Genomic DNA, 24429 nt, shown 5'->3' with positions numbered 1-24429 from the left:
GGTCAGGGAGCCGCGTACTCGCCGAGGTCCTCGCCCAGCAGCTCCCGCAGCCGGCCGAGCGCCCTGGTGCACCGCGTCCGCACCGCCGCGGAACTGGCGTTCAGCACGTCGGCGGTCTCCTGCACGGACCGGTCCTCCCAGTACCGCAGGACGACCACGGCCCGGTCCTTGGCGGGCAGCCGGGCGAGCGCCTGCAGCAGGGTCAGCCGCAGCGACGGGTCACCGTGGCCGCCGTCGTCCGCCGGCCGGTCGGGGAACGTGTCCGTGGCGCGCTCGGTGCTGCTGCGCCGGCGCTGGTGGGCGAGGAAGGCGCGGGTGAGGACCGTCTGCGCGTACCCGGCCGGGTTGTCCACCCGGGACACCCGTCCCCAGCGGACGTAGATCCGGCCGAGGGTCTCCTGGACGAGGTCCTCGGCGAGGTGGGTGTCCCCGGCGGTCAGCAGACAGGCGGACCGGTACAGATGCCCGGCCCTGGCCACCGCGAACTCCGCGTAGTCGTCGGCGCGGGCCTGTCTCATGCCGTCCCCCTGCTGCTGCGTGCCGGCCGTCGGTGAGGCCCTCACTTCACTGATGCGGCGGGGCAGGGAGAATGTTTCACCGCAGCGCCGAGAAGTTCACAGCCAGGGCAAGGACAGGACCGAGGACCCGACGGATGACAGAGCAGCCACCCCCACCGCCCGTGCCGGGCTTCGGTCCGCCCCCACCGCAGTATGCGCCGCAGCACCCGCCCGCGCAGGGCCCGTACACCCCGGTCCCGGGCCAACCGGTCCAGGGCCAACCGGTGCCGCCCCAACCGGTGCCGCCTCAGCCGGTTCCGGCAGGCCCGGAGTTCCTGGCCGTGGACAGGCGCAACGCGGTCGTCGTCGACCCCTCCGGTGTCGTCTTCGAGATGTCCGGTCTCACGATCGAGTTCCGCTGGCCCGAGATCCGCGGCGTCCACTACAAGGCGAGCCCCGACGGCAAGGCGCTGATGGTCGCCGTGGTCCACATGGACGGCCGGTTCTACGAGTGCGTGGTGGAGGCCAAGCCCAGGACGCGGCTGCAGGAGTGGTTCCCGCAGCTGGCCTGGGTACTTGGCCACTACCGACCGATGGGCTGACGGCGTCCGGCGCTGCTACGGCAGCCCGTGCACGTGCGGTCCCACCGCGTTCGACCAGGCGTTGCCCGCCGTCGCGTCCCAGTTCGTCGACCAGGTCATCGCGCCGCGAAGGTCGGGATAGGTCCTGGACGGCTTGAAGGAACCGCACCCCGTGCCCTTGGCCAGGCAGTCCAGGGCGTTGTTCACGACGGACGGCGCCACGTACCCGCTGCCCGCGCCCCGCGTCGACGCCGGCAGGCCCAGACCCACCTGGGACGGGGCCAGGCCGCCCTCCAGCTGGATGCAGGCCAGGGCGGTCAGGAAGTCCACCGAGCCCTGGCTGTAGACCTTGCCGTCGCAGCCCAGCATCGAACCGCTGTTGTAGTACTGCATGTTGACGACCGTGAGGATGTCCTTGATGTTCAGGGCCGTCTGGAAGTACGAGTTCGACGTCGACTGCATGTCGATGGTCTGCGGGGCCATCGTGATGATCAGGGACGAGCCGGCCTTGGCCGACAGTGACCGCAGGGCCTGCGTCATGTAGGTGGCGTTGAGGCCGTTCTCCAGGTCGATGTCGACGCCGTCGAAGCCGTAGGTCTGCATCAGGGAGTGCACGGAGTTCGCGAAGTTCGTCGCCGAGGCGGCGTCGTTCACCGCGACCGTGCCGCGCTCGCCGCCCACCGAGACGATGACCTTCTTCCCGGCCGCCTGCTTCGCCCGGATGTCCGCCTTGAACTGGTCGACCGTGTAGCCGCCCAGGCCGGCCGAGTCCAGGTTGAACGTCACCGCGCCCGGCGTCGAGGTCGCGTCCGCGAAGGCGACGGCGATGATGTCGTACTGGGACTGCACGTCGGCGAGCTCCTGGACCGTGGCGCCGTTGTTGAAGTTCTGCCAGTAGCCGGTCACCGCGTGCTTGGGCAGGGCCGGGCCCGGTCCGGTCGGGTTGTTCGTCGTGCCTGTGACGGCGGCCGACTTCGGCGACTCACCGGCCGCGTTGGTGGCCGTGACCTGGAAGGAGTACGACGTCGAGGCCGCGAGCCCGGTCACGGTCGCGGAGGTGCCGGTGACCGCCGTGACCTTGGTGCCGCTGCGGTAGACGTTGTAACCGGTGGCGCCCGAGACGGTGTTCCAGGCCAGCGAGACGGACGAGGCGGTCGTGCCCGAGACCGTCAGCCCGCTCGGCGCGCCGGGGATCGTGGGGGAGGGGTCGGTGCCCCCGCCGCCGTCGGGGCCGTACACCGACACGTCGTCCGCGTAGTACGCGGCCTGCCCGTACCAGCCGTGCGTGTAGAGGGTCACGGAGGTCGTCGAGGAGCCGGTGCTGAAGGTGGTCGACAGCTGCTTCCACGACGCCGAGTCCGGTGTCCAGGTCGACACGTCCGTCGTGCCCGTGCCGGTGACGCCGAGGTAGGTGTAGCCGCCCTGGACCCAGGCGCTCAGCGTGTAGGTCGAGTTGGGCTTGACGGCCACCGTCTGGCTGCAGCGGGCGTTGTCCTGCCCGGCCGGTGTCGCCTTCAGTGCGGTCGAGCCGCCGTGCACCGGAGAGGAGACGGTCGTGCCGCTGTTCGCGGAACACGTCCAGTTGCTCAGGCCGGACTCGAAGCCGGCGTTCTTGGCGTTGTTGACGTCCGCGGCGGATGCGTGGCCCGCGGGGAGGAAGGCGAGGGCGAGGGCGGCGGTGACCGCTCCTGCCCGGAATCTACTGCGTATGGACATGACAAGAGGCATGTCCAACAACTTGGTCCAGACCAATTCACCTGTCAAGAGATTCAGGTGGTGGAGAAATCGTGTGCGCAACCTGCCCCGTTTTGGCGTGAGTTGTACGAGACCAGTTGCTTCTCGGCTGGAGAGAAGCTGTTCTCCGGCCATCGAGCCGTGGATACAGTGCTGAGACAGTCACGCAATGAAGTCACCGGGGAGCTGCGCGTGCCAACTGCCATTGCCGTGACCAGCGCCGACATGGCGCTACCGGCGCAGGACGAGCGAACCGTGCCCGCCGTCGTACTCCAGGACCTCGACCGGGAGCCCCTTGAGCGGTCGTTGGCGGGCATGCAGACACTGATCGAGCAGCACGGGCACGTAGTGGTCGTCTGCTCGCAGGCCGTTCCCCGCGGCGTCCAGCAGCGACTGCACACCGTACGGTCCCTGCTGGAGAGCGACCGTATCGCCGTGTTCCGCCCCGGACTGCCCCCGCTCGGACTCGCCGTCCTGGCCCGCCAGTTGCGGCAGCTGGCCTCCTGCGACCTCAGCCCCGGGGTCCTCGCCTCGGCCGGCCGGCTGCTCACCCACTACCTCCACGCCGGAGCCCTCCTCGGCTCAGTCGCCAAGCTGGACCGCGTCCCCGTGGACCTGAAGTCGCACGCCAAGTCCTGGATGCCGGGCAGCCAGTTCGGCGTCCTCGCCCACCCGGCTCCGCAACTCGTCCGCATCGCCCCCGGAGCGACCCTCCCCGGCCCGGAGTTCGGCACCTCGATGCTCGTCGCCCAGGGCCAGCTCCAGTCCGACTGGGTCACAGGCCTCGCCAAGACCTGGAACGCGCAGGGCCTGCGCGAGGTGGTCCTGCCCGCCGAGTCGACGACCTGGTGGGGGACACCCCGGCTGATCGAGTTCTGCGCCTACCTGCCCGACCTCTCGGTGCTCTACCAGCTCGTCACCTCGGTACGGCAGAACTCCTGTCACTGGTGCGGCATCGACGTCATCGGCGATCGCTGCGTCTTCTGCTCCGCCATCCCGCCCACCCACGAGCAACCGGCCCGCGCGGGCTGACCGGCACCCGGTCCCTCTCGGCAGCCCCCGACCCCGACCCCACTCCGACCGCACCCGACCGATTCCCCCAATGAGGTTGCACGGCATGAACTCCCGTCAGCGCCGCGGCGTGATACTCCTGCTCCTGTCGGTCGTCTGCGCCCTCGGCGCCTTCGCCGGTGTCCTGTCCGTCATCAACGACGTGAAGTCCAAGGTCGGGCCAGAGGTCACCGCGTACCGGCTCAAGCGGAACGTGGATCCCTACACCCCGCTCAGCGCGGCCCAGTTCGAGAAGACCGAGATGCCCGAGCGGTGGCTCTCCGCGAACGCGGTCACCGACCTCCGTGAGATCCAGGGCAAGATCGCCGTCACGAGACTCCTCGAAGGCTCCCTGCTGCAGAGCGACATGATCGTCGACCAGCCCGCCCTCCAGCAGGGAGAGCAGGAACTGGCCATCATGATCGACGCGGCCACGGGCGTGGCCGGCAAGATCACCCCGGGCTCCACGGTCAACGTCTACGCCACCTTCGAGGGGCAGCGCGACGGCGACCCCGACCAGTCCAAGCTCATCGTCGCGAACGCCCGGGTCATCGACGTGGGCGAGCTGACGTCCCTGCGACCCGACGCGGACGACCGGGACCGGCAGCCCACCGAGGCCGTCCCGATCACCTTCGCCCTGCGCACCGTCGACGCCCAGCGCATCACGTACGCCGAGTCCTTCGCCGACGAGGTCCGGCTCGCCCTGGTGGCACCCGGCGCCGACTCCGACATCCCCGCGACGGACCGCACCTACGAACTCGCCAAGGACAAGTGAGAGGCCCCCATGCCCACGAGGATCCTCCCGGCCGTCGGCGACGCGGACGCGGTCCGGTCCCTCACGACGCTGCTCAGCCAGCTCCCCGACGCCGAGCCGGTGGCCCCGGTGACCGACTCCACCCAGCTCGTCGACACCCTCGCACGCCTGGCCTCCGAGTCCATCGACGAACTGCCCGAGGTCGTCGTCGTCCACGAACGCATCGGCCCCGTCCCGGCCCTGGAGCTCATCCGGGAGGTCGCCCTGCGCTTCCCGGCGGTGGGCGTCATCCTCGTGACGTCCGACGCGAGCCCCGGCCTCTTCCAGGCCGCCATGGACTACGGCGCCCGGGGCCTGGTCGCCCTGCCGCTGCACTACGAGGAGCTGGCCAGCCGCGTCCACGCGGTCGCCCAGTGGTCGGTGGGCGTACGGCGTCATCTGGGCGCCGGCGGCGATGTGTTCAGCGGCGTCGGCGGCACCGTCGTGACGGTGAGCGGCGCGAAGGGAGGCGTGGGGGCCACCCTCACGGCCATCCAACTGGCGCTCGCAGCCCAGGCGTCGGGCCGCAGCACCGCCCTGCTCGACATGGACCTGCAGACCGGCGACATCGCCTCCTACCTGGACATCCAGTTCCGCCGCTCGGTCGTCGACCTCGCCGCCATCAGCGACATCACGCCGCGCGTGCTGGCGGACGCGGTGTTCCGGCACGACACGGGGGTGGCCCTGCTCCTCGCCCCCGGCGACGGCGAACGCGGCGAGGAGGTCACCGACCGCGCCGCCCGCCATGTCGTCACCGCACTGCGCTCCCGCTACGAGGTCGTCGTCGTCGACTGCGGCGCCCAACTGAGCGGCGCGAGCGCGGCCGCCGTGGAGATGGCCGACACGGCCCTCCTCGTCACCACCCCGGACGTGGTCGCGGTGCGCGGCGCAAAGCGTACGGTCCGGATGTGGGACCGCCTGCAGATCCGCAAGGCGGAGGAGACCATGATCGTCGTCAACCGCCACTCGCGCGGTACGGAGATCCAGCCCGCCCTGATCCAGCGGATCACCGGCACGTCGGTCGCGGCCACCGCGATCCCCGCCAACTTCAAGGAACTCCAGGGCGCGGTCGATGCCGGCCGGGTGCACGAGCTGGACAACAGGGGGACGGTCAAGCAGGCCCTGTGGGCACTCGCGGGGGAACTGGGGCTGGTCAAGGGCACCGAGGGAGCCGCGCCGCGCCGGGGCGGGCGGGCACGGGGCGGGGACCGGACCGCACTGACCTTCCGGCGCCGCAAGGAGATCGGGAGGTGAGGGGGCGGGGGGAGAAGCGTCGGCTCAGCGAGGACCGGGGCCAGGTGACCATCGAGTTCCTCGGCATGACCCCGCTGATCATCCTGACGCTGGTGCTGCTGTGGCAGTGCGTGCTGCTGGGGTACACGTTCACGCTCGCGGGGAATGCTGCGGACGAGGCGGTGCGGGCGGCGACGGCGTCGGAGGGGCAGTCGGCCTGCGCGGAAGCAGGGCTGCAACACCTTCCGGACTCATGGCAGGGGGGCGCCACTGTGGAGTGCGACGCGAACGGCGGCTATGTCACGGCCGACGTGAGCCTCCAGGTACCCGTCCTCTTCCCCGGCTCCATCGGCTTCCCGTTCACGGTCGAGGGTCACGCGGGGGCCGTGCAGGAGGAGAAGGACTGAGATGTCGTACCGGCTCTTCCCCCGCCGTGCGGGCCGTGACCGCGGTCAGGTCGCCATCGAGTACCTCGGGTTCATCCCGGTCCTGATCCTCGTCGCCATGGCCGGCATCCAGGTCGGGCTCATCGCCTACACCGCCCAGCAGGCCGGTACGGCGGCCAGGGCGGGCGCGCGCGCCGCCTCGCTCGAGCCCGGTGCCGCTCAGGAGGGGTGCCAGAACGCGGTCAGCGGCTGGCTCGCCGACGGGACCGCCTGCTCGGAGGCGGCCGGCGGCGACTCGGTCACCGTCACCGCCACCGTCGAGATCCCGTCGATCGTTCCCGGCTGGAACTTCGACCCCGCCGAGAAGACCGCGACCATGCCGCTCGACCACTGAACGAGGATCCACATGAGCCTGAGGTCACGCATCAACACCCCCGAGGAGAACGCCGGCCGGGGCGAGGACGGTCACCTGGTCGCCTCGTACCGGGCCAAGCTCCTCGAGGAGATCGACCTCGCGGAGATGAGCTCGCTGGCGGCGGCCGAGCGCAGGGCCCGCCTCGAGCGCGTCCTCGGGCACATCATCAGCCGTGAGGGCCCCGTGCTGTCGACGGTCGAGCGCTCGCAGCTGATCCGCAGGGTCGTCGACGAGGCACTCGGCCTGGGCATCCTGGAACCGCTGCTCGAAGACGCGTCGATCACCGAGATCATGGTGAACGGCCCGGACGCGATCTTCGTCGAACGCGGCGGCCGCGTCGAGCAGTTGCCGCTCCGCTTCCCCTCCCACGACCAGCTGATGCAGACCATCGAGCGGATCGTCTCGACGGTGAACCGGCGCGTCGACGAGTCGAACCCGATGGTCGACGCGCGCCTGCCGTCCGGTGAGCGCGTGAACGTCATCATCCCGCCGCTGTCCCTGACCGGCGCGACCCTGACGATCCGCCGCTTCCCTCGCTCCTTCACCCTGCACGAGATGACCGGCCTCGGTTCGCTCGACGAGCCGATGGTGTACCTGCTGGCCGGGCTGGTGCAGGCGAAGTTCAACATCATCGTCTCGGGCGCGACGGGCACGGGCAAGACGACGCTGCTCAACGCGCTGTCGGGCCTGATCCCCGAGTCCGAGCGCATCATCACCATCGAGGACTCGGCCGAACTCCAGCTCCAGCAGGGGCACGTGATCCGGCTGGAGTCCCGCCCGCCGAACGTCGAGGGCAAGGGCCAGGTCAGCATCCGGGACCTGGTCCGCAACTCCCTGCGGATGCGCCCCGACCGCATCGTCGTCGGTGAGGTCCGCGGCGGCGAGTCCCTCGACATGCTCCAGGCGATGTCCACCGGCCACGACGGCTCCCTCGCCACCGTGCACGCCAACAGCGCCGAGGACGCCCTGATGCGGCTGAAGACCCTCGCGTCCATGTCCGACGTGTCGGTCCCCTTCGAGGCGCTGCACGACCAGATCAACAGCGCGGTGGACGTGATCATCCAGCTGACCCGGTTCCCCGACGGCGCCCGCAGGATCACCGAGATCGCGATCCTGGACAGCCACGGGGCGGAGCCGTACCGGCTGGCGACGGTGGCCCGCTTCCACGCCCAGCCCATGACGCCGGACGGCCGCGTCCACGGCGCCTTCGCGTACTTCCCCCTCCCGCGCCGCACCGCCGACCGCCTCTACATGGCGAGCCAGCCGATACCCCAGGCCTTCGGCGTCGCCCAGTCACCGCTCGAGCTCGCCACCCGAGAAGCCAGGTAGGACCCCGCTGATGGACCTCCAGACCCGTATCACGCTCACGACCGGTGTCGCCCTGCTGACCTGCGCCCTTGCCGTGGCGGGCGTACACGTCCACGCCGCCGGCCGGGCCCAGCGCCAGGCCCTCGTCGAGCGTCTGACCTCCGCCGGCCAGGTCACCGGAGCCGGCCGCCGGCGCCGCTTCGCCGACCTGGACCGCCGCCTGCGCCGGACAAAACTCGGCAAGCGGCTGGAGTTGCGGCTGGTGGCGACGGGCCTGGACGTCACGCCGGGCGAGTTCTTCGTCTACATGCTGGCGACGGTGGCGGGCCTGTGGCTGGTCGGCCAGGCGACGCTGGCCCCCTTCTTCGGCCCGATCGCGGGCCTGCTGGGCGTCTGGGCGGCGATGCAGTTCCTGAACTGGCAACGCCAGAAGCGCATCGAGCGGTTCATCAACCAACTCCCCGAACTGGCCCGCATCCTGGCGAACGCGGCCCACGCGGGCCTCGCCCTGCGCACCGCCATCGGCCTGGCGGCGGAGGAGCTGGAGGCACCGGCCGGCGAGGAACTGGCGAAGGTGTCCAACCAGTTGGCGCTGGGCGCCTCGATGGACGACGCCCTCGGCGAACTCGCGGAACGCCTCCCGTCCCGCGAACTGGTCGTCCTGGTGACCACGCTGGTGCTGTCCAACCGGGCCGGCGGCCAGGTGGTGAGCGCCCTGCGGAACCTGACGGAGACGCTGGAGGAGCGCAAGGAGACGCGACGCGAGGTCCGTACCCAGCTGTCCCAGGTGAGCATGACGTCGTACGCCGTCCCGGCACTGGGCGTGGGGTCGCTGTTCCTCATGAACGGGGTGAAGGACGGGGCCCTGGACCGGATGACGGCCTCCCCGGTCGGCCAGGTGGCGGTGCTGATCGCTTTCGGGCTGTATGCCGTGGGCTTCGTCCTGATCCGCCGCCTCTCGCGGATCGACGTCTGAGGCGCCTGGGCGCGGGAAGGGAGGACGACGGACCATGGGAATCGGACTCGGACTCGGACCACTGGGACTTGTGCTGGCCCTGGTGATGGCCCTCAGCGTGTGGGGGATCTTCGCCGGCATCCGCATGTACCGCGCGGACGCCAGACTGCCCAGCGATCTCGCGCTGGCCCTGGAGATCGGCGCGACCCGCACCGGCGCCGTGGACTCGCTCATCGACCGCATGGGCATGCGCTACGCCCCCGCCGTACTGCGTCTGATGGGCCCGAAGCTGGTCGCCAAGTACCGCCGCAAGATCGACCTCGCGGGCAACCCCGGCGGCCTGACCATCGACCGCTATGCGGCCAGGCGCGCGGTGTACGGCTTCCTGGGCGCGGTCGGCTTCCTGGTGTTCCTGCTCCGCGGCCAGGTCCTCGTGGCGTTGTTGCTGCTGGCCTTCGGCGCCTTCTGGACGGAGGTCGGCATCTGGTCGGCGATCCGGATCAGGAAGGACGAGATCGAACGCACCCTGCCGGACTTCCTGGACGTCCTGGCGGTGGTGGTCAGCGCGGGCCTGGGTTTCCGCCAGGCACTCGACCGGGTCGCGTCCAAGTACGAGGGCCCCTGGGCGGACGAACTGCGCATCACCCTGCGTCAGATGGACCTGGGCATGAGCCGCCGCCAGGCCTTCGCGGAACTCCGCCGCCGCAACGACTCCGAACAGGTGGCGATGTTCGTGACGGCGCTCCAGCAGGGCGAGGAACTGGGTGCGCCGATCGTCGACACGCTGGTCGCCCTCGCCAAGGACATGCGCCGCACCGACGCCCAGAACGCCCGCCGGAAGGCGGCACGGGCGGTGCCCCGGGCCACGCTCATGATCACGACGTTCATGGTGCCGGCCACGATGATCCTGCTGGGGGCGGGACTGCTGCTGGGGTCCGGGACGGACTTCGGTTCGTTGACGGGGGAGTAGGGGGGAGGACTGCATGGCAGGCATGCCGGTGAGGATGCGCGCGGGCACGGGCAGGGGCGCGGGCACAGGTACAGGTACAGGTAAAGGGGGGACCTTGGCGCAGGGTGCGCTGACAGGCGTCGCCCTGCTGCTGCGGCGCCTTCGGCCGTCCCGGGCAGCCGGAGGCGCCGAACAGGCCGCCGCGATACCGCTGCAGATAAACGCCCTCCAGGCGATGTGCCGGCAGGTCTTCGGCTTCCGCCTCGCCATGATCGCCCTCGCCGCACCCGCGGCCCTGCTCAACGCGACGCCCGGCATGGGAACCCGTCTGATGGGCGCGGCGGTCGTGGTCACGTTCATGGGCTCCTACGCCCTGTTCCGCGACTGGGAACGCTTCGGCCCGCTCCTCCTGCGCCACCCCACCCTCCTGGCGCTGGACACCCTCTTCACCGCCCTCCTCCTCATCTCCGCGGGCCCCGACACCACGCTGGCCTACGTCAGCGTCTGCACGCCCCTGCTCGCCGGCATCGTCTACGGCTACCGGGGCGCGGCGGTGTTCGCGAGCGTGCAGTCCCTGATCCTGCTGCTGGCCTACGCGATCAACAAGGAGGCGCAGGCGGGCAGCGGCCTCGCAGAGAAACTCCTGCTCCCGGGCCTGTGCGTCATCACAGGCGCGCTCGGCTCGTCGCTGCGCGGCCTCATGCTCCGCTTCGGTACGGCAACGCAGGCACTGACGGCGATCCAGGCGCGGCTGGCCGTGACCGAGGCGGTGAGCGCGGAAAGGGCCCGCCTGGCCCGCGAGATGCACGACTCGGTGGCGAAGACGCTGCACGGCGTGGCGCTGGCGGCGGACGGCCTGGCGCTCTCCGCGGCGTCGGCGTCGATGGACCCGGCCCGCGTCAGCCGGCAGGCCGAACTGGTGGCCCGCGCGGCCCGCCGAGCCGCCGCGGAGTCCCGGGAACTTCTGGCGGACCTGCGCCGCGAGTCCGACCCGGACCACGCGATCGACATCACTCCGGAACTGGCCGCTCGCACCGCGGCGTTCACGAAGCGCACGGGCATGACGGCCACGTACGACACCTTGGGCGAGGCCGCCGACGCCGCCCTCCCGGTACCACCGGCGGTCGCCCGCCAGCTCCTCACCATCACCGAGGAGGCCATGGAGAACGCCCACCGTCACGCGGACGCGACCCGGGTCGACGTACGAGCGGACGTGCGGGCAGGTGTGCGGGGCGAGGTCCTGCGCCTGACGGTCCGGGACGACGGCCGGGGCCTGCCCCCCGACACGACACGCGAACACCTCCGCCGCTCGGGCCACTTCGGTCTGATCGGCATGGCCGAACGAGCCGCCTCCATAGGCGCAGGCATCCACATCGGCAAGGGCCCGCACGCGCGCGGCACGGAGGTCCGCCTCGAACTCCCGCTGGCGGCCCTGACGACGACGAAGGCGACCCCATGAACACCCCCCTGCGGCTAGTGGTGGCCGACGACAACCCGGTGGTCCGAGCGGGCCTGACGGCCCTCCTGTCCACCCACGCGGACATAACGGTGGTGGCCGAGGCGGCGAACGGCCAGGAGGCCCAGGAAGCGGCCCGCCGCCACCGCCCCGACGTGATCCTCCTGGACGTCCGCATGCCGGGCACGGACGGCATCACGGCGCTCCCGCACCTCGTCGGCATCGCTCCCGTGATGATGCTGACCTACAGCGGGGAGTCGGAGACGGTCCGCGAAGCCCTGCGCCTCGGCGCCGCCGGCTATCTGGTCCACGGTGAGTTCACCACGGACGAACTGGTGGAGGCCGTACGGGACATCGAGCGAGGCACGGGGTCGGCGGAGTCCCGGCTCACCCCTACTGCAGCGGCGTCACTCGCGCAAGCAAACGCCGAACTCCCAACTGGGACAGGGATTTCCGCGGAACCGCTTTCGCAAGTGCAACCAACTGTGGGACAGTCGTCGTCGTATCGGTCACGGTTCCGGCTGAGCAGAAGGGAGGCGGAGATCATGGACCTCATCGCATCCGGCATGAACAACCAGCAGATCGCCGCCGCCTGCTTCATCAGCGAGAAGACGGTCAAGAACCACATCAACCGCATCTTCGCCAAACTCCACAGCAGCAGTCGCGGCGAGGCCGCGGCCAAGTGGCTGGGGACGGCGCCGGGTTCACACCCAGGACGGGGTTGAGCGGCGATGGTGCGACGGCGGTTTTCGGCCGAGGCCTGGAATTGGGTCCTGGGACCCTCTGGTGTTCGGGGTGTTCGCGCTTACTTTTCTCCTGAGACTTCTCACAGGACTTGCGTGCCCAGAGGGGAACACCATGAGCAACTGGATCAACACCACCGTCGAGTACTTGCGCTCCCGTGCCGCGCGCGACGACAGGGGGCAGACGGCGGTGGAGTATCTGGGGATCATCGCGGTGGTGGTGGCGATTGTGTTGGCCATTACGGGGACGGACATCGGCAGCACGATTTACGACGCGATCACAGACAAGATCACCGAAGTGACCGGCGGTTGATGCGGCCATCCAGGTACGGCGACGCAGGGCAGGCCTTCCCCATCTACATCACGGTGGTGGCGGGCCTCCTCTTTCTCGCGTTCGCGTATCTTGCGGTCGGTCAGGCCGCGGCAAACCGGAATGGTGCCCAGACCGCCGCGGACGCAGCGGCATTGGCGGCGGCGCAGGAGACCCGGGACCAGCTGGCGGGGGACTGGTTGGAGGTCGTGGCGGACCCGGCGAAGTGGGAGGACATACTCGACGGCGATACCGCGGTACTCGACGGCTGCTGGCGGGCTCACGAGCTCGCGGCCCAGAATGACGCCACGGCGGAGTGCACAGCGGCGTTCGGGCTGCCCCCGGGCTACAACGTTGATGTCGTGACCAACAAGACCGTGGGCGATTCCATTGTCCCCGGCACGGAGGACAAGAAGTCGACGGCGTCAGCCACCGCCGTGATCGAGCCCCGCTGCACGTTCGATCTCCCCGGCGGGGGCTCCGACGACGGTGAGGGTGACGGCAACGACACACTGCCACTGCCGCAACTCACCTGCGGAGACACCAACTGGGATCCGGACCCTGACGAACCGACCACCCTTCCGCATCCCGAGGACCTCTTCGACGTCCATCTGGCCGACTGACGAGCGAACGACGAGTGACGAAGGAAGCAGAGGCATGAGTATTCGGTTCACGGCGAAGGCCCACAGGGGGATGGTCGCGCTGACCGTTATGGCCGGACTGGCCTTCGGCGTGGCCGGCTGCGGTGGTGGGGGAGACGACGACAAGAAGCCGAAGGCTTCGGCGTCCGCTCCCACGAACCGTGGATCAGACCCGAGTGCTCAGGAAGGGCAGGCGGACGGGACCTTGGCGGAGATGAAGGGTTCGGACGGTCTGCTCCTCCAGCTCACCTCTGCCGAGCGGGACTCCGGCGGCTTCCTCACGGTGAACGGCAGTCTCGTGAACGACGGCGACAAGAGCGTCACCGTTCCCTCGCAGGTGAGGGGCGACGAGACGGAGATCGTCCGGCACGGTAGGTCCCTCGGAGGTGCCACGCTCGTGGATTCGAAGAGCAAGAAGCGGTACTACGTGCTGCGCGACACCGACGGCCGCCCGTTGACCACTACTGGCTTCTCGAGTCTCAAATCCGGCGAGAGCCTGGCTGTATTCATGCAGTTCCCGGCACCACCTGCGGACACGTCCGAGGTCGTCTTCCAGCTGCCCACCTTCGCCTCCGCCACCATCCAGATCTCCGGGTGAGGCCAAAATGACCCGCACCCCCCGCCTCCCCCTCACCCTCACCGCAGCCACCCTCATGGTCGCCACCAACCTCCTGGGCGCCACGACAGCCGACGCCGCCGACGACCCCAGCGTTCCCCCGGGCACCGAGGCCACAGCCACCGCCCCCGTAGAGGTGGACGCCAACGACCCCGACCTCAAGCTCCCCGAAGGGGCGACGCTCGCCGAGGCCAAGGTTCTGGACATCAAGCAGGTGGTCGAGGACCAGGCCGGCGAGGAACGCCGGGAAGACACGAACTCGGACGTGAAGTTCGCGCTGCAGGCCGAGGTCCTCTTCCCCAAGGACAGCGCGAAGCTGACCGGCGACGCGAAGGCCCGCATCTCGGAGATCGCCGAGGAGATCAAGACCCAGAACGCCACGCGCATCCGCGTCTTCGGCTTCACCGACAACCTGGGCTCCTCCGCCCACGGCGACGTCCTGTCCAGGAAGCGCGCGAACGCGGTACAGGGCGTCCTGGAGTCGGAACTGACGGACTCCACGGTCACCTACGAGGTACGCGGATACGGCGAGCAGTACCCCATCTCCTCGAACGCGACGGAGTCGGGCCGCAAGAAGAACCGACGGGTGGAGGTGTCCTTCCCGCGCACGGACAACTGACCCGGCCGGGGGCCGCCCACCCACGCCTACACCTCGACAGTCACCCGCACCCCGGCCCGCAACCCCCACCCGGCCATCGCCCCGGCCGCCGCCTCCAGCACATGGCGCGACCGAAGCCGGGGCAGGCCCAGTCGCCCCGGTGGCATGGTGCGTACGGCGATGACGTTCAGCCGTCGGTCGAGATAGGCGACGTCGATGGGCATGCGCATCCGGAAGGTGTGCACGCTGCCGGCCGGGGTCAGCAGCATCGCCCCGGCGATGGAGTCGCGCCCCAGCAGCCCCTTCGTGCGGGCCCGGTAGGACGCGGCGACCTCCAGGGGCACCGAAACGTCGCCCCGCTCCCCGTGAACGACCAGCGTCCCTCGGCCATCACGCCACCGCCGCCCCATCGCCAGCCACCTCCTGGATTTCCCTGTTGTCCGGCGAGTGCCACCGGGATTCATTCGCAAGTCGGGTCTGCGGAGCGCCGGTAGGACCAGAACCCGTTCTGCCGCAGCGCAAGGAAACAGGAAGCCACGGATTCCCGACCGGAAATTGTGCCGCGTATCGGCACAGTAGCCAGTTCAGAAGGCCAGAATCCTCGCCCTTCAGGACGAGGAGCATCTCAACCGGGTAGGAAGGCCCCATGACTGGACTAGGCGCAATCTTCCGCCCCCAACTCGCCCCCGAGCGACTCCGCTCCGTCGCCCGCATCGCGGACGAGGCAGGCCTCGAAGAGCTCTGGCTCTGGGAGGACTGCTTCCGGGAGGGAGGGATCTCCACCGCTGCCGCCGCACTGGCGTGGACCGAGCGCGTACGGGTCGGCGTCGGGCTGCTGCCCGTCCCGCTGCGGAACGTCGCCATCACCGCCATGGAAGCCGCCACGCTGCACCGGATGTTCCCGGGCCGGCCGATCCTCGCCCTCGGGCACGGGGTGCAGGACTGGATGGGGCAGGTCGGGGCGCGGGCCGAGTCGCCGGTGACCCTGTTGCGCGAGCACCTAGTCGCCCTGCGCGCCCTGCTCGGCGGGCAGAGGGTCACCAGCGAGGGGCGGTACGTCCAGCTCGACGACGTGGCCCTCGACTGGCCGCCCGCCGAGCCGGTGCCCGTCATCGCCGGCGTCACCGGGCCCCGCTCGCTGCGGCTCGCCGGTGAGGCGGCCGACGGGACCCTGCTCACCGCCTCGACCTCGCCCGAGGGGGTCAGGAAGGCCCGGCAGCTCATCGATGAGGGGCGGGAGTCGGCGGGACGTACCGGCGACGAGCCGCACCGAGTCGTCGTCTACCTCCTGACCGCTACCGGCCCCGACGGCCCCGCCCGTCTCAAGGCTGAGCTCGAGGCCGAGGGGGTCGGTGACATCCCCGCTCTCGGCGTCGCCGGAGACGCCGGTACCGTCGCGAAGGCCGTCCAGCGGCTCGCGGACGCCGGTGCGGACACCGTGGTCCTGCAGCCGACGGGGGACGAGCCCGACCCGGAGGGGTTCGTACGGTTCGCGGCGCAGGAAGTGCGGCCGTTGGTGCCGTGAGAGACGACGCGAGCGACGGCACCAGGGGCGGCGGCAGCAGGGGGCTCACTCCGGCCGGTGGTCCCCCGTCCCCCCGTCGATCAGCTCCCGCACGATGTCCATGTGGCCCGCGTGCCGTGCCGTCTCCTCGATCATGTGGACAAGCACCCACCGCAAGGAGACCTGCTCGCCCCGCCAGGCCGGCTGCCCCAGGTCGGTCAGCGACCGCTCGGCGATCACGTGGTCGGCGGCGGCGCGCGCACGGCCGTAGAACTCGATGATCTGCTGTGTCGTCTCGCCCTGGTCGGCCCGCATGTCCTCGGAGCTGTAGGGGTCGAACCACAGGGGTTCCACCTTGCCGCCGAAGGTCGAGACGAACCAGCCGTACTCCACCGAGCCGAGGTGTTTGACCAGGCCCAGCAGGCTCGTGCCGGTCGGGGTCATGGGGCGGCGCAGCTGCTCGTCGTCCAGGCCCTCCAGCTTCCACAGCACCACGTCCCGGTGGTGGTCGAGGCTCGCCCGGAGTGTGTCCTTCTCGCCAGCCGTGTACGTCGAGTTCGTCATGGCGCCGAAAACTAGCAGCGGCCACTGACAGCGCTCTGCGATCATCACCGCATGGGAAAGGACAGCGGGTCGTTCGAGGAACTCGTCGCCGAGGGCGTGGCCGTGCCCACCGAGGGCTGGGACTTCTCCTGGTTCGAGGGACGGGCCACCGAGGCGCGGCCCAGCTGGGGTTATGCCGTCTCCCTGGCCGACCGGCTGGCCGCCGCGACCGCCGCGCTCGACCTGCAGACCGGGGGAGGCGAGGTGCTGGACTTCGCCCTCGGCCGCGCCCCGAAGGCTCCGCCGCTCACCGTCGCCACCGAGGGCTGGCCGCCGAACGTCGCCAAGGCCACCGCCCTGCTCGCTCCGCGTGGCGTCGCGGTCGTCGCCTCGCCCGAGGACGCCCCGCTGCCGTTCGCCGACGGGGCCTTCGACCTCGTCACGAGCCGGCACCCGGTGCGGGCTCACTGGCCGGAGATCTCCCGCGTGCTCCGCCCCGGCGGCACGTACTTCGCCCAGCACGTCGGGCCGCACAGCGTCTTCGAGCTCGTCGAGTACTTCCTCGGGCCCCAGCCCGACGAGGTCCGCGACGGCCGTCATCCCGATGGCGAACGCGCCGGCGCCGAGGCCGCCGGTCTGGAGATCGTCGACCTGCGCGCCGAGGAACTGCGCATGGAGTTCCACGACATCGCGGCCGTCGTGCACTTTCTGCGGAAGGTGGTGTGGATGGTTCCCGGCTTCACCGTCGAGGCGTACCGGCCGCAACTGCGCGCCCTGCACGAGCGGATCGAGTCCGAGGGCCCGTTCGTCGCGCACAGCACCCGCCACCTCTTCGAGGCCCGCAAGCCCGGCGTCTGAGCCGCCCGGGGGACTCACGCATGCGGACCGACGGTCACCTTCCCGAGCACCAACTCCGCCTTCGCCTCCAGCACTTCCCCCACCCGCTCCACCTGCTCGCCCAGCTCCCGCTCCTGGCGCGCCGTCAGGCGCCCGCCGATCAGCTCCACCGTCACCGTCGCGCGACGGCCCTGGCGCCGCTGGTGCCAGACTCCCGCGACCACCCCGTCGACCAGCAGCACCGGAAAGTTCCCCGCCTGCCCGCCCGCCAGCGCCCGCTGGTACGCCTCCCCGGGGAACAGCGTCCGGCGCGGCTGCGCGGCGATGGCGTAGGCGTCGAAGTAGGGCAGCAACCGCACACCACGCACCGGCTCGTCCGGGAACCGCATGTCACCGGCCGCCACCCAGGCCGTGGCCCCCTCGAACGACACCTCCTCGACCTCCCCGGCCTCCGCCAGCTCGCCGAACAGCGCCACCGCCCAACCCGCGGGTGCCGCCGACCACTTCGCGAAGTGCTGGGGCGTCGCCGGGCCGTACGCCCGCAGATACCGCCGTACGAGTTCCCGCAGCGCCGCCTCGCCCGCCGGCGCCGGCCCGGGCCCCGGTGCCGGTTCGACGCCCTGCGGCCGGGTGTACGTCACCTTCCGCCCGCGGTTCGGGCCGAAGCACAGGGCGCCCGACTGGCCGGCCCGGTGCATCACCTGCCGCCAGCGCGGCCACAGGTCCTGGAAGGCGGGCATCACCCGGTCGCCCGCCCAGGGGCCGGTGCGCGCCACGACCTCGTCGCCCAGTTCCTCCACGGTCAGGCAGACCCCGTCGAGGGCGTCCCCGATCGCCGCCACGATCTGCTCCGCCTGCTCCTGCGTGACAGCGATCCCCGGCGGAAACGGGCTGGGGCCCGTCGGCATCGCGGTCAGCGCGCCGCACCACAGCGGCAGCTCGGCGGCAGGCAGCAGATGGACGGTTCCGCGCGGGCCGAACGTCTTCACCAGGGAGCGGTCCTCCCAGAGCGCGGCCCGTACGTCCGCCCGCGTCACCCCGGCGGTCCGTACCCCCACCGACACCTCGGCGGCGGACAGCACCTGCGCATGCGCGCCCAGCATCGCCCCCACCACCTCGGCGACCGGAGTGCCGTGCGCGGCGGGCCGGGCCAGGAACTGCCGCTCCGTACGCCGTGCGCTCGCCTCGTCCCACGTGATCGTCCCGCTCGCGTTCGCAGTCATGGGGCGACGTTAGGCCGGATGCAGGCCGGAAACCGTCCGTTGGGGCGCCTGAGGACATCCGAGGGCACCTGCGGCCCGTGTGGTGCAAACCACGCATCCGTGCGCGAACACGCTCCACCCCCTGCGCATCCAAGGAACCCACACCTTTTCCACATTGTTATGGCGGCCGACTCGATTTCCCCACACCTCTCGCGTAAGTTCAGACCAAGGTAATTCGCGTAAGCAAAGCTGCGCGGCGGCACCGCGCGGCGGAGGGGGCTGCGCGGTGCCGTGCCTCCGAAAGTGCCCCTGCTGGACGCGTGTCGCGCCGAAGCCGCCTCCCCTTCCCGCAGCCCGGTGCGCCGTCAAGCCGGCGTTCGCGACCGGGTCACCCGGGCGGGGGAAGCGAGGACAAGTCGCGCGTCGGTGCTCAAGATGCGGCAAACCCTGTGGATCCGGCGACTTTCCACCCGTTTCCCCTGGGAATCCGCTCCTGCCAGGCCATGAATCGGCCACGAAAAGGCCCTCTCACGGCTACCGCGCCGTCGCCGGGCGATTTCGGAGAGTAGTTGTGGCACGCCGATGCACGCAGCATCACTTACGAAGGGTTATGGTGGAACCCCCCCCCTCGGGCCGGTCCGTCTCCCCCCCACGGACCGGCCCGTTTTTTGTTCGCGCAGGGGGTGCCTCCACATGCCGGCGACTGTCCCCACTGGGGGGCGCGGGGCTGTGTCGATGTGCGGCTCCGCCGCGTGGGCGCGACCAGCCCCCATCGACCCGCAGCCGCCACCTGCCCCGGACCCCCCACCCCAAGGCGCCTCCAACGCACCCGCACCCGTAAACACGGCCCAAGCGCCGCAGGGGTACGCTTCGCCGGTAGGGGACCGCCATACGGACAGCAACCGCCCTCGCCTGCGCCGCGCGCAGCGCCCGCGCGCCTGTCCGATCCGTACGGAGGGGCTGACAATCACGTGAACCTGCGCGACAAGCTGCGCGGCCTGCTGGTCAGGCTGTACGCACGCCGGGTGGAGGGCCACCTGGACCACGCTCAGGTGCCCAAGCACATCGGCGTGATCATGGACGGCAACCGTCGCTGGGCGAAGGCGGCCGGCTCCTCCACCGTGCACGGGCACCGGGCCGGTGCCGAGAAGATCGAGGAGTTCCTCGGCTGGTGCAGCGAGACCGACGTCGAGGTCGTCACCCTCTGGCTGCTGTCGACGGACAACTTCGACCGGCCCCAGGACGAACTCGGCCCGCTCCTCGGCATCATCGAGGACGTCGTCCGCACCCTCGCCGCCGACGGGCGCTGGCGCGTGCACCACGTGGGCACCCCCGACCTGCTGCCGTCCGGGATGCAGACCAGCCTCAAGGAGGCCGAGGAGGCCACCGCGCACATCGACGGGATACTGGTCAACGTCGCCATCGGCTACGGCGGCCGCCAGGAGATCGCCGACGCCGTGCGCTCGATGATCGTCGACGCTCACGACAAGGGCACCTCGATGGAGGACCTCGCCGAGTCCGTCAGCGTCGACCTGATCGGCAGCCACCTCTACACGGGCGACCAGCCGGACCCCGACCTCGTGATCCGCACGAGCGGCGAGCAGCGGTTGTCCGGTTTCATGCTGTGGCAGACGGCCCATTCCGAGTACTACTTCTGTGAAGTCTTCTGGCCGGCCTTCCGCAAGGTGGACTTCCTGCGCGCTCTGCGCGACTACGCGGCCCGCCACCGGCGCTACGGCGGCTGAGAGAACTCACCCCCGCGGGACAGAAGTAACAGGGAGTTCACCAGCGCGCCGTCATATGCGTCGGCATGGCAGCGCACGTTCGAGGGCATAAGGCAAGCAGGTCGACACCCGAACCACGGGTGTCGTATCTCAGCGGACGGCACGGGGCCGTCCGCCCGGGAGGCCCTTTGCACCAGCCCCACCGTGCGGTCACGGCACGGAAGAAGACGCGGGGGGCCGGTTTTCGGCCCGTGCAGAGCGGCCGACGACCGGTCCAGCTCCACTCCGTCGCTCCCCGACCTCATCCGAGGGGGTACGTCCTTCCGTGGTGACCAGCACAAAGCGCCACAAGCCAGACCGGCGCACCTACGTTCTCGACACCAGCGTCCTGCTGGCCGACCCGAACGCCCTGAACCGCTTCGACGAGCACGAGGTCGTGCTCCCCATCGTCGTGGTGACGGAACTGGAGGCCAAGAGGCACCATCCCGAACTCGGCTACTTCGCCCGGCAGGCACTGCGCCTGCTCGACGAGTTCCGTGTGAAGCATGGCCGTCTCGACGCCCCCCTCCCGATCGGGGACCTCGGCGGGACCGTCCGTGTCGAGCTCAACCACTCGGACCCCAGCGTTCTGCCGACCGGCTACCGCCTGGGGGACAACGACTCCCGCATCCTCGCGGTCGCCCGCAATCTGCAGGCCGAGGGGTTCGACGTCACCGTCGTGTCGAAGGACCTGCCGCTCAGGATCAAGGCCTCGTCCGTCGGTCTCCTCGCCGAGGAGTACCGTGCCGAACTCGCCATCACGGACTCCTCCGGCTGGACCGGAATGTCCGAACTGACGCTGCCGGGCGAACAGGTGGACATCCTCTTCGAGGAGGGGCACGTCTTCGTCCCCGAGGCCGCCGACATGCCCGTGCACACCGGCCTGACGATCCACTCCGAGCGCGGCAACGCGCTGGGCCGGATCACGCCCGAGGGCAACGTCAGGCTGGTGCGCGGCGACCGGGAGGCCTTCGGCATCAAGGGCCGCAGCGCCGAGCAGCGGATCGCACTGGACCTGCTGCTCGACCCTGACGTCGGGATCGTCTCCATGGGCGGCCGGGCCGGCACCGGCAAGTCGGCACTGGCGCTGTGCGCCGGTCTGGAGGCGGTGCTGGAGCGCCGCCAGCACCAGAAGGTGATGGTCTTCCGGCCGCTGTACGCGGTGGGCGGACAGGAGCTCGGCTATCTGCCCGGCAGCGAGGCCGAGAAGATGAGCCCCTGGGCGCAGGCGGTCTTCGACACCCTGTCGGCGGTCACCAGCCGTGAGGTCATCGAAGAGGTCACCGCGCGGGGCATGCTGGAGGTACTGCCCCTCACCCATATCCGCGGACGCTCGCTGCACGACGCGTTCGTGATCGTGGACGAGGCGCAGTCCCTGGAAAGGAACGTCCTGCTGACGGTTCTGTCCCGAATTGGTGCCAACTCGCGGGTGGTTCTGACCCACGACGTGGCCCAGCGGGACAATCTCCGGGTCGGGCGCTACGACGGTGTCGTCGCCGTCGTGGAGAAGCTGAAGGGGCATCCGCTCTTCGCCCACGTCACGCTGACGAGGTCCGAGAGGTCCCAGATCGCCGCCCTTGTGACCGAAATGCTGGAGGACGGGCAGATCTGACCCAAGTGCTCAACTTGCGGTAGCTACTCGTTGGTTGGCGCCGTTCGGAAAGGCAGTGAGCCTATCCGGGCGGCGCCTCGGCGTGTGCGGCTTTCCGTAAAACCCCTGGGACAAACGAGGTGTGAGCTTTCACACGCAACACAGAATTGCCTTGCGGCGTCGGGGTACGGCAGAGTCTCACTCCTGTCAGGCCCCGCATACGACACACCTGTACCCCCAGCGGTACGGCACCACAGCAACACCACAGCCAACTCCATAGCGTCGTCGTATGCCGCCCGAGTCTTTACGCGGCGCTCCTCGCAAGGGAGTTGCCCACCGGGTCCGAGCCTCCCGTGACCCCGCAGTTGGGAGGCCAGAGCCAGGGGCACGATTGCGTCCGCCAGGGTCACCGAAGCGGGCGATGCTGGAAGGAAACCGTGTGAGTCCGATTTCGGTCAGGGGATTCGCAGTGGCGTCGGCCACCGCGGTCACCGCTGTCGGAAGCGTCGTCGGCGTTGCCTCGGGCAGCACCGCGCAGAACAACGACGCCGAAGCGACGGCTGCCGATTCGACGCTCCTCGCGGACATACCCGCGGGCCAGCAGGCCCAGGTGCAGATCGAGTCCATGTCGGCGCAGGCCGACGTCCAGGCCATCGCCGCGGACGCGAGCGCCAAGAAGGGTGCTGAGGAAGCCGCCCGCAAGGCTGCCGCCCAGACCGCGATCGAGAAGAAGGAAGCCGCCGAGAAAGCCGAGAAGGCGGCGCAGGAAGCCAAGGAGCGCGAAGAGGCCGAGGCGAAGGCCTCCCGATCCTCCTCCGACTTCCCCGTCCAGGGCTCGTACAGCATCGCGCAGATCCAGTCGATGGCGCGCCAGATGGTGCCGAGCGGCCAGTTCCAGTGCTTCAGCAACATCGTGGACCACGAGTCCGACTGGAACTACAAGGCCGTCAACCCCTCCTCGGGTGCCTACGGCCTCTTCCAGGCCCTGCCCGGTTCGAAGATGTCGTCCGTCGGATCGGACTGGCAGACGAACCCGGCCACCCAGATCAAGTGGGGCCTCAACTACATGAACGACCGCTACGGCAGCCCCTGCGGCGCCTGGGACTTCTGGCAGGCCAACAGCTGGTACTGAGCCGGCACCGCCGCCGCTCAACCTTCGCGCAGCCCCTCACCGTCTCTGGGTGAGGGGCTTTCGCGCTTCCCCGGGACCTGCCATGTACGGTCGGACGCAACGACTCCAGGGGGAGTGGTGAGGAGAGACGGGGGAAGAGGACGGATCATGTCGCGAGTGCCAGGGTGGCTCGGTCGGCTCGGCGCCGGACTGACCGAGATGAGTGAGCGGTTGGACGAGCGCCGCGCCGCGGTGGAGCGGGAGGACACCGAGCTCCAGGCGGAGCGGCGGACCGCCACGGCCGTGAAGCCCGGCCCCGCCGTCGAGGACGTCCCGCCGCCGCGCGCCGACCACGTCCCACGGCCCCCCGACTACGCGCCCACCGCGCCGCCGCCCCGGCCCGACCCGGCGCATGTCGTGCCGTGGGGCGTGCGCGTCGCCGCGGAGGCCGGCTGGCGGCTGCTGGTGCTCGCCGGCACGGTCTGGGTGCTGATGCGGGTCATCAGCGCCGTACAACTCGTCGTGCTGGCCTTCGTCATCGCCCTGCTCCTCACCGCGCTGATGCAGCCCTCGGTGGCGTGGCTGACCCGGCGTGGTGTGCCGCGCGGGCCCGCCACCGCCCTGACCGCGGTCCTCGGGTTCGTCGTCATCGGGCTGATGGGCTGGTTCGTGACCTGGCAGGTCATGGAGAACATCGACGACCTCTCCGACCAGGTCCAGGACGGTATCGACGAGCTGCGCAACTGGCTGCTCAACAGCCCCTTCCACGTCACCGACAAGCAGGTCAACGAGATCGCCGAGAACCTCCGGGAGGCGATCGGCGCCAACACCGACGAGATCACCTCGGCCGGGCTCGAAGGCGTCACGGTCGTCGTCGAGGCCCTCACCGGCATTCTGCTGGCCGCCTTCTCGACGCTCTTCCTGCTCTACGACGGCAAGCGCATCTGGCAGTGGACGCTGAAGCTGGTGCCCGCCGCGGCCCGTCCGGGTGTCGCCGGCGCCGGCCCGCGCGCGTGGGCGACGCTCACCGCGTATGTGCGCGGCACCGTCCTCGTCGCCCTGATCGACGCCGTCTTCATCGGCATCGGCATCTACTTCCTCGATGTGCCGATGGCGGTGCCGCTGGCCGTCTTCATCTTCCTGTTCTCCTTCATCCCGCTCGTCGGCGCGGTGGCCTCCGGCGCCTTGGCCGTGGTCGTGGCGCTGGTGACGCAGGGCGTCTTCACGGCGGTCATGACCCTCGTCGTCGTCCTGGCCGTCCAGCAGATCGAGGGCCATATCCTGCAGCCGTTCATCCTCGGACGCGCGGTCCGTGTCCACCCGCTGGCGGTCGTGCTGTCGGTGGCGGCCGGCGGCATGGTCGCGGGGATCGGCGGCGCGGTGGTGGCCGTACCGCTGGTGGCCGTGTCGAACACGATCGTGGGGTACCTGCGGCGGTATTCGCAGGAGGCGATGCAGACGACCACCGGTCGGCAGGAACCGGCCCGTCCGGCGCCTGAGGACGAGGCCGTTGAGGCCGAAGGCGGCGCCGGGAGCGCAGCCCCCGGGACCGTCGGCCACGACAACGCACTGGACCCCGCCCACGAACGGTGAGCGGGGTCCGCAGAGCGAGC

26 protein-coding genes are annotated in these 24429 nt (G+C 70.3%); 21 read left to right on the top strand and 5 right to left on the bottom strand.

Features of this window, described 5'->3' with window-relative positions:
• Nucleotides 1-2: 2 nt before the first annotated feature.
• On the bottom strand, nucleotides 3-518 hold the full coding sequence (locus tag ACFY5C_RS34835) for a SigE family RNA polymerase sigma factor (RefSeq protein WP_389452236.1): 516 nt from the start codon (nucleotides 516-518) through the stop codon (nucleotides 3-5).
• 134 nt (nucleotides 519-652) lie between these two features.
• Here ACFY5C_RS34835 and ACFY5C_RS34830 point away from each other — a divergent pair, with 134 nt between their 5' ends.
• On the top strand, nucleotides 653-1099 hold the full coding sequence (locus tag ACFY5C_RS34830) for a hypothetical protein (protein ID WP_389452233.1): 447 nt from the start codon (nucleotides 653-655) through the stop codon (nucleotides 1097-1099).
• A gap of 15 nt (nucleotides 1100-1114) precedes the next feature.
• Here the strand turns inward: ACFY5C_RS34830 and ACFY5C_RS34825 are convergent, their stop codons facing one another.
• A complete protein-coding gene (locus ACFY5C_RS34825; protein WP_389452230.1) occupies nucleotides 1115-2794 on the bottom strand; it encodes a chitinase in 1680 nt (559 codons plus the stop codon).
• Between the two features lie 243 nt (nucleotides 2795-3037).
• Between ACFY5C_RS34825 and ACFY5C_RS34820 the strand changes: the two genes are divergently transcribed.
• The 14 genes from ACFY5C_RS34820 to ACFY5C_RS34755 all read left to right on the top strand — a co-directional run bounded on the left by ACFY5C_RS34820 (nucleotide 3038) and on the right by ACFY5C_RS34755 (nucleotide 14286).
• Nucleotides 3038-3844 carry a hypothetical protein gene (locus tag ACFY5C_RS34820; RefSeq protein WP_389452434.1) on the top strand — a complete coding sequence of 269 codons (807 nt, stop codon included), beginning with the start codon at nucleotides 3038-3040 and terminating at the stop codon, nucleotides 3842-3844.
• 85 nt (nucleotides 3845-3929) lie between these two features.
• Nucleotides 3930-4637, top strand: coding sequence for a Flp pilus assembly protein CpaB (gene cpaB, locus ACFY5C_RS34815; RefSeq protein WP_389452227.1), 708 nt, complete (start codon nucleotides 3930-3932; stop codon nucleotides 4635-4637).
• Nucleotides 4638-4646: 9 nt separating this feature from the next.
• On the top strand, nucleotides 4647-5909 hold the full coding sequence (locus tag ACFY5C_RS34810; protein ID WP_389452224.1) for a CpaE family protein: 1263 nt from the start codon (nucleotides 4647-4649) through the stop codon (nucleotides 5907-5909).
• Nucleotides 5910-5974: 65 nt separating this feature from the next.
• Entirely contained in the window at nucleotides 5975-6295 is a 321-nt protein-coding gene (locus tag ACFY5C_RS34805) for a pilus assembly protein (protein ID WP_389452431.1), read from the top strand.
• 1 nt (nucleotide 6296) lies between these two features.
• Nucleotides 6297-6668, top strand: coding sequence for a TadE/TadG family type IV pilus assembly protein (locus ACFY5C_RS34800; RefSeq protein ID WP_389452221.1), 372 nt, complete (start codon nucleotides 6297-6299; stop codon nucleotides 6666-6668).
• A 12-nt stretch (nucleotides 6669-6680) separates the two neighbouring features.
• Nucleotides 6681-8018 (top strand): CpaF family protein, encoded by a 1338-nt coding sequence (locus tag ACFY5C_RS34795; protein ID WP_389452219.1) that lies wholly within the window; start codon nucleotides 6681-6683, stop codon nucleotides 8016-8018.
• Nucleotides 8019-8028: 10 nt separating this feature from the next.
• A complete protein-coding gene (locus tag ACFY5C_RS34790; RefSeq protein ID WP_389452216.1) occupies nucleotides 8029-8973 on the top strand; it encodes a type II secretion system F family protein in 945 nt (314 codons plus the stop codon).
• A gap of 34 nt (nucleotides 8974-9007) precedes the next feature.
• A complete protein-coding gene (locus ACFY5C_RS34785; RefSeq protein ID WP_389452213.1) occupies nucleotides 9008-9922 on the top strand; it encodes a DUF5936 domain-containing protein in 915 nt (304 codons plus the stop codon).
• Nucleotides 9923-10136: 214 nt separating this feature from the next.
• On the top strand, nucleotides 10137-11360 hold the full coding sequence (locus tag ACFY5C_RS34780; RefSeq protein ID WP_389452427.1) for a sensor histidine kinase: 1224 nt from the start codon (nucleotides 10137-10139) through the stop codon (nucleotides 11358-11360).
• Nucleotides 11357-12082, top strand: coding sequence for a response regulator (locus ACFY5C_RS34775; RefSeq protein WP_389452210.1), 726 nt, complete (start codon nucleotides 11357-11359; stop codon nucleotides 12080-12082). Before ACFY5C_RS34780 ends, ACFY5C_RS34775 begins: the two co-directional genes overlap by 4 nt.
• 133 nt (nucleotides 12083-12215) lie before the next feature.
• The gene (locus ACFY5C_RS34770) at nucleotides 12216-12413 is read left to right on the top strand and encodes a Flp family type IVb pilin (RefSeq protein WP_389452207.1); all 198 of its coding nucleotides are present in this window, start codon (nucleotides 12216-12218) and stop codon (nucleotides 12411-12413) included.
• Nucleotides 12413-13033, top strand: coding sequence for a pilus assembly protein TadG-related protein (locus ACFY5C_RS34765; RefSeq protein ID WP_389452203.1), 621 nt, complete (start codon nucleotides 12413-12415; stop codon nucleotides 13031-13033). The genes ACFY5C_RS34770 and ACFY5C_RS34765 overlap by 1 nt, the downstream gene beginning before the upstream one ends.
• Nucleotides 13034-13067: 34 nt before the next feature.
• Nucleotides 13068-13649, top strand: coding sequence for a hypothetical protein (locus tag ACFY5C_RS34760; protein WP_389452201.1), 582 nt, complete (start codon nucleotides 13068-13070; stop codon nucleotides 13647-13649).
• Nucleotides 13650-13656: 7 nt separating this feature from the next.
• A complete protein-coding gene (locus ACFY5C_RS34755) occupies nucleotides 13657-14286 on the top strand; it encodes an OmpA family protein (protein WP_389452199.1) in 630 nt (209 codons plus the stop codon).
• Between the two features lie 26 nt (nucleotides 14287-14312).
• On the opposite strand, the gene ACFY5C_RS34750 is transcribed toward ACFY5C_RS34755, so the two are convergent.
• On the bottom strand, nucleotides 14313-14675 hold the full coding sequence (locus ACFY5C_RS34750; RefSeq protein WP_389452196.1) for a DUF192 domain-containing protein: 363 nt from the start codon (nucleotides 14673-14675) through the stop codon (nucleotides 14313-14315).
• A gap of 236 nt (nucleotides 14676-14911) precedes the next feature.
• Here ACFY5C_RS34750 and ACFY5C_RS34745 point away from each other — a divergent pair, with 236 nt between their 5' ends.
• Nucleotides 14912-15790 carry an LLM class flavin-dependent oxidoreductase gene (locus tag ACFY5C_RS34745; protein WP_389452193.1) on the top strand — a complete coding sequence of 293 codons (879 nt, stop codon included), beginning with the start codon at nucleotides 14912-14914 and terminating at the stop codon, nucleotides 15788-15790.
• A 45-nt stretch (nucleotides 15791-15835) separates the two neighbouring features.
• Here ACFY5C_RS34745 and ACFY5C_RS34740 read toward each other — a convergent pair whose 3' ends face one another.
• On the bottom strand, nucleotides 15836-16333 hold the full coding sequence (locus ACFY5C_RS34740) for a DinB family protein (RefSeq protein WP_389452190.1): 498 nt from the start codon (nucleotides 16331-16333) through the stop codon (nucleotides 15836-15838).
• A 51-nt stretch (nucleotides 16334-16384) separates the two neighbouring features.
• Between ACFY5C_RS34740 and ACFY5C_RS34735 the strand changes: the two genes are divergently transcribed.
• The gene (locus ACFY5C_RS34735) at nucleotides 16385-17170 is read left to right on the top strand and encodes a methyltransferase domain-containing protein (protein ID WP_389452187.1); all 786 of its coding nucleotides are present in this window, start codon (nucleotides 16385-16387) and stop codon (nucleotides 17168-17170) included.
• 14 nt (nucleotides 17171-17184) lie between these two features.
• On the opposite strand, the gene ACFY5C_RS34730 is transcribed toward ACFY5C_RS34735, so the two are convergent.
• A complete protein-coding gene (locus tag ACFY5C_RS34730) occupies nucleotides 17185-18372 on the bottom strand; it encodes a winged helix DNA-binding domain-containing protein (RefSeq protein WP_389452185.1) in 1188 nt (395 codons plus the stop codon).
• Between the two features lie 950 nt (nucleotides 18373-19322).
• On the opposite strand from ACFY5C_RS34730, the gene ACFY5C_RS34725 reads away from it, so the two are divergent.
• From ACFY5C_RS34725 to ACFY5C_RS34710, 4 genes are all read left to right on the top strand, one after another.
• Nucleotides 19323-20096, top strand: coding sequence for an isoprenyl transferase (locus ACFY5C_RS34725; RefSeq protein ID WP_389452182.1), 774 nt, complete (start codon nucleotides 19323-19325; stop codon nucleotides 20094-20096).
• Nucleotides 20097-20400: 304 nt separating this feature from the next.
• The gene (locus ACFY5C_RS34720) at nucleotides 20401-21726 is read left to right on the top strand and encodes a PhoH family protein (RefSeq protein ID WP_389452180.1); all 1326 of its coding nucleotides are present in this window, start codon (nucleotides 20401-20403) and stop codon (nucleotides 21724-21726) included.
• Between the two features lie 418 nt (nucleotides 21727-22144).
• Nucleotides 22145-22837 carry a transglycosylase SLT domain-containing protein gene (locus tag ACFY5C_RS34715; protein ID WP_389452177.1) on the top strand — a complete coding sequence of 231 codons (693 nt, stop codon included), beginning with the start codon at nucleotides 22145-22147 and terminating at the stop codon, nucleotides 22835-22837.
• 147 nt (nucleotides 22838-22984) lie between these two features.
• A complete protein-coding gene (locus ACFY5C_RS34710) occupies nucleotides 22985-24409 on the top strand; it encodes an AI-2E family transporter (protein ID WP_389452174.1) in 1425 nt (474 codons plus the stop codon).
• Nucleotides 24410-24429: the final 20 nt, after the last annotated feature.

It is taken from the genome of Streptomyces sp. NPDC012935 (genome assembly GCF_042900345.1).
Lineage (GTDB): Bacteria > Actinomycetota > Actinomycetes > Streptomycetales > Streptomycetaceae > Streptomyces.
Note: the sequence above shows the minus strand (reverse complement) of the source record. Positions and strands in the feature narration are given on the sequence as shown.

Bases quoted from the DNA above. Each gene is read 5' to 3' on its own strand.
- ACFY5C_RS34755 (WP_389452199.1), top strand. From the start codon at position 13,657: ATGACCCGCACCCCCCGCCTCCCCCTCACCCTCACCGCAGCCACCCTC.
- ACFY5C_RS34800 (WP_389452221.1), top strand. From the start codon at position 6,297: ATGTCGTACCGGCTCTTCCCCCGCCGTGCGGGCCGTGACCGCGGTCAG.
- ACFY5C_RS34790 (WP_389452216.1), top strand. From the start codon at position 8,029: ATGGACCTCCAGACCCGTATCACGCTCACGACCGGTGTCGCCCTGCTG.
- ACFY5C_RS34745 (WP_389452193.1), top strand. From the start codon at position 14,912: ATGACTGGACTAGGCGCAATCTTCCGCCCCCAACTCGCCCCCGAGCGA.
- ACFY5C_RS34735 (WP_389452187.1), top strand. From the start codon at position 16,385: ATGGGAAAGGACAGCGGGTCGTTCGAGGAACTCGTCGCCGAGGGCGTG.
- ACFY5C_RS34750 (WP_389452196.1), bottom strand. From the start codon at position 14,675: ATGGGGCGGCGGTGGCGTGATGGCCGAGGGACGCTGGTCGTTCACGGG.
- cpaB (WP_389452227.1), top strand. From the start codon at position 3,930: ATGAACTCCCGTCAGCGCCGCGGCGTGATACTCCTGCTCCTGTCGGTC.
- ACFY5C_RS34795 (WP_389452219.1), top strand. From the start codon at position 6,681: ATGAGCCTGAGGTCACGCATCAACACCCCCGAGGAGAACGCCGGCCGG.
- ACFY5C_RS34765 (WP_389452203.1), top strand. From the start codon at position 12,413: ATGCGGCCATCCAGGTACGGCGACGCAGGGCAGGCCTTCCCCATCTAC.
- ACFY5C_RS34785 (WP_389452213.1), top strand. From the start codon at position 9,008: ATGGGAATCGGACTCGGACTCGGACCACTGGGACTTGTGCTGGCCCTG.
- ACFY5C_RS34740 (WP_389452190.1), bottom strand. From the start codon at position 16,333: ATGACGAACTCGACGTACACGGCTGGCGAGAAGGACACACTCCGGGCG.
- ACFY5C_RS34780 (WP_389452427.1), top strand. From the start codon at position 10,137: ATGTGCCGGCAGGTCTTCGGCTTCCGCCTCGCCATGATCGCCCTCGCC.
- ACFY5C_RS34730 (WP_389452185.1), bottom strand. From the start codon at position 18,372: ATGACTGCGAACGCGAGCGGGACGATCACGTGGGACGAGGCGAGCGCA.
- ACFY5C_RS34825 (WP_389452230.1), bottom strand. From the start codon at position 2,794: ATGTCCATACGCAGTAGATTCCGGGCAGGAGCGGTCACCGCCGCCCTC.
- ACFY5C_RS34760 (WP_389452201.1), top strand. From the start codon at position 13,068: ATGAGTATTCGGTTCACGGCGAAGGCCCACAGGGGGATGGTCGCGCTG.
- ACFY5C_RS34820 (WP_389452434.1), top strand. From the start codon at position 3,038: ATGGCGCTACCGGCGCAGGACGAGCGAACCGTGCCCGCCGTCGTACTC.
- ACFY5C_RS34770 (WP_389452207.1), top strand. From the start codon at position 12,216: ATGAGCAACTGGATCAACACCACCGTCGAGTACTTGCGCTCCCGTGCC.
- ACFY5C_RS34805 (WP_389452431.1), top strand. From the start codon at position 5,975: ATGACCCCGCTGATCATCCTGACGCTGGTGCTGCTGTGGCAGTGCGTG.
- ACFY5C_RS34810 (WP_389452224.1), top strand. From the start codon at position 4,647: ATGCCCACGAGGATCCTCCCGGCCGTCGGCGACGCGGACGCGGTCCGG.
- ACFY5C_RS34830 (WP_389452233.1), top strand. From the start codon at position 653: ATGACAGAGCAGCCACCCCCACCGCCCGTGCCGGGCTTCGGTCCGCCC.
- ACFY5C_RS34710 (WP_389452174.1), top strand. From the start codon at position 22,985: ATGTCGCGAGTGCCAGGGTGGCTCGGTCGGCTCGGCGCCGGACTGACC.
- ACFY5C_RS34835 (WP_389452236.1), bottom strand. From the start codon at position 518: ATGAGACAGGCCCGCGCCGACGACTACGCGGAGTTCGCGGTGGCCAGG.
- ACFY5C_RS34775 (WP_389452210.1), top strand. From the start codon at position 11,357: ATGAACACCCCCCTGCGGCTAGTGGTGGCCGACGACAACCCGGTGGTC.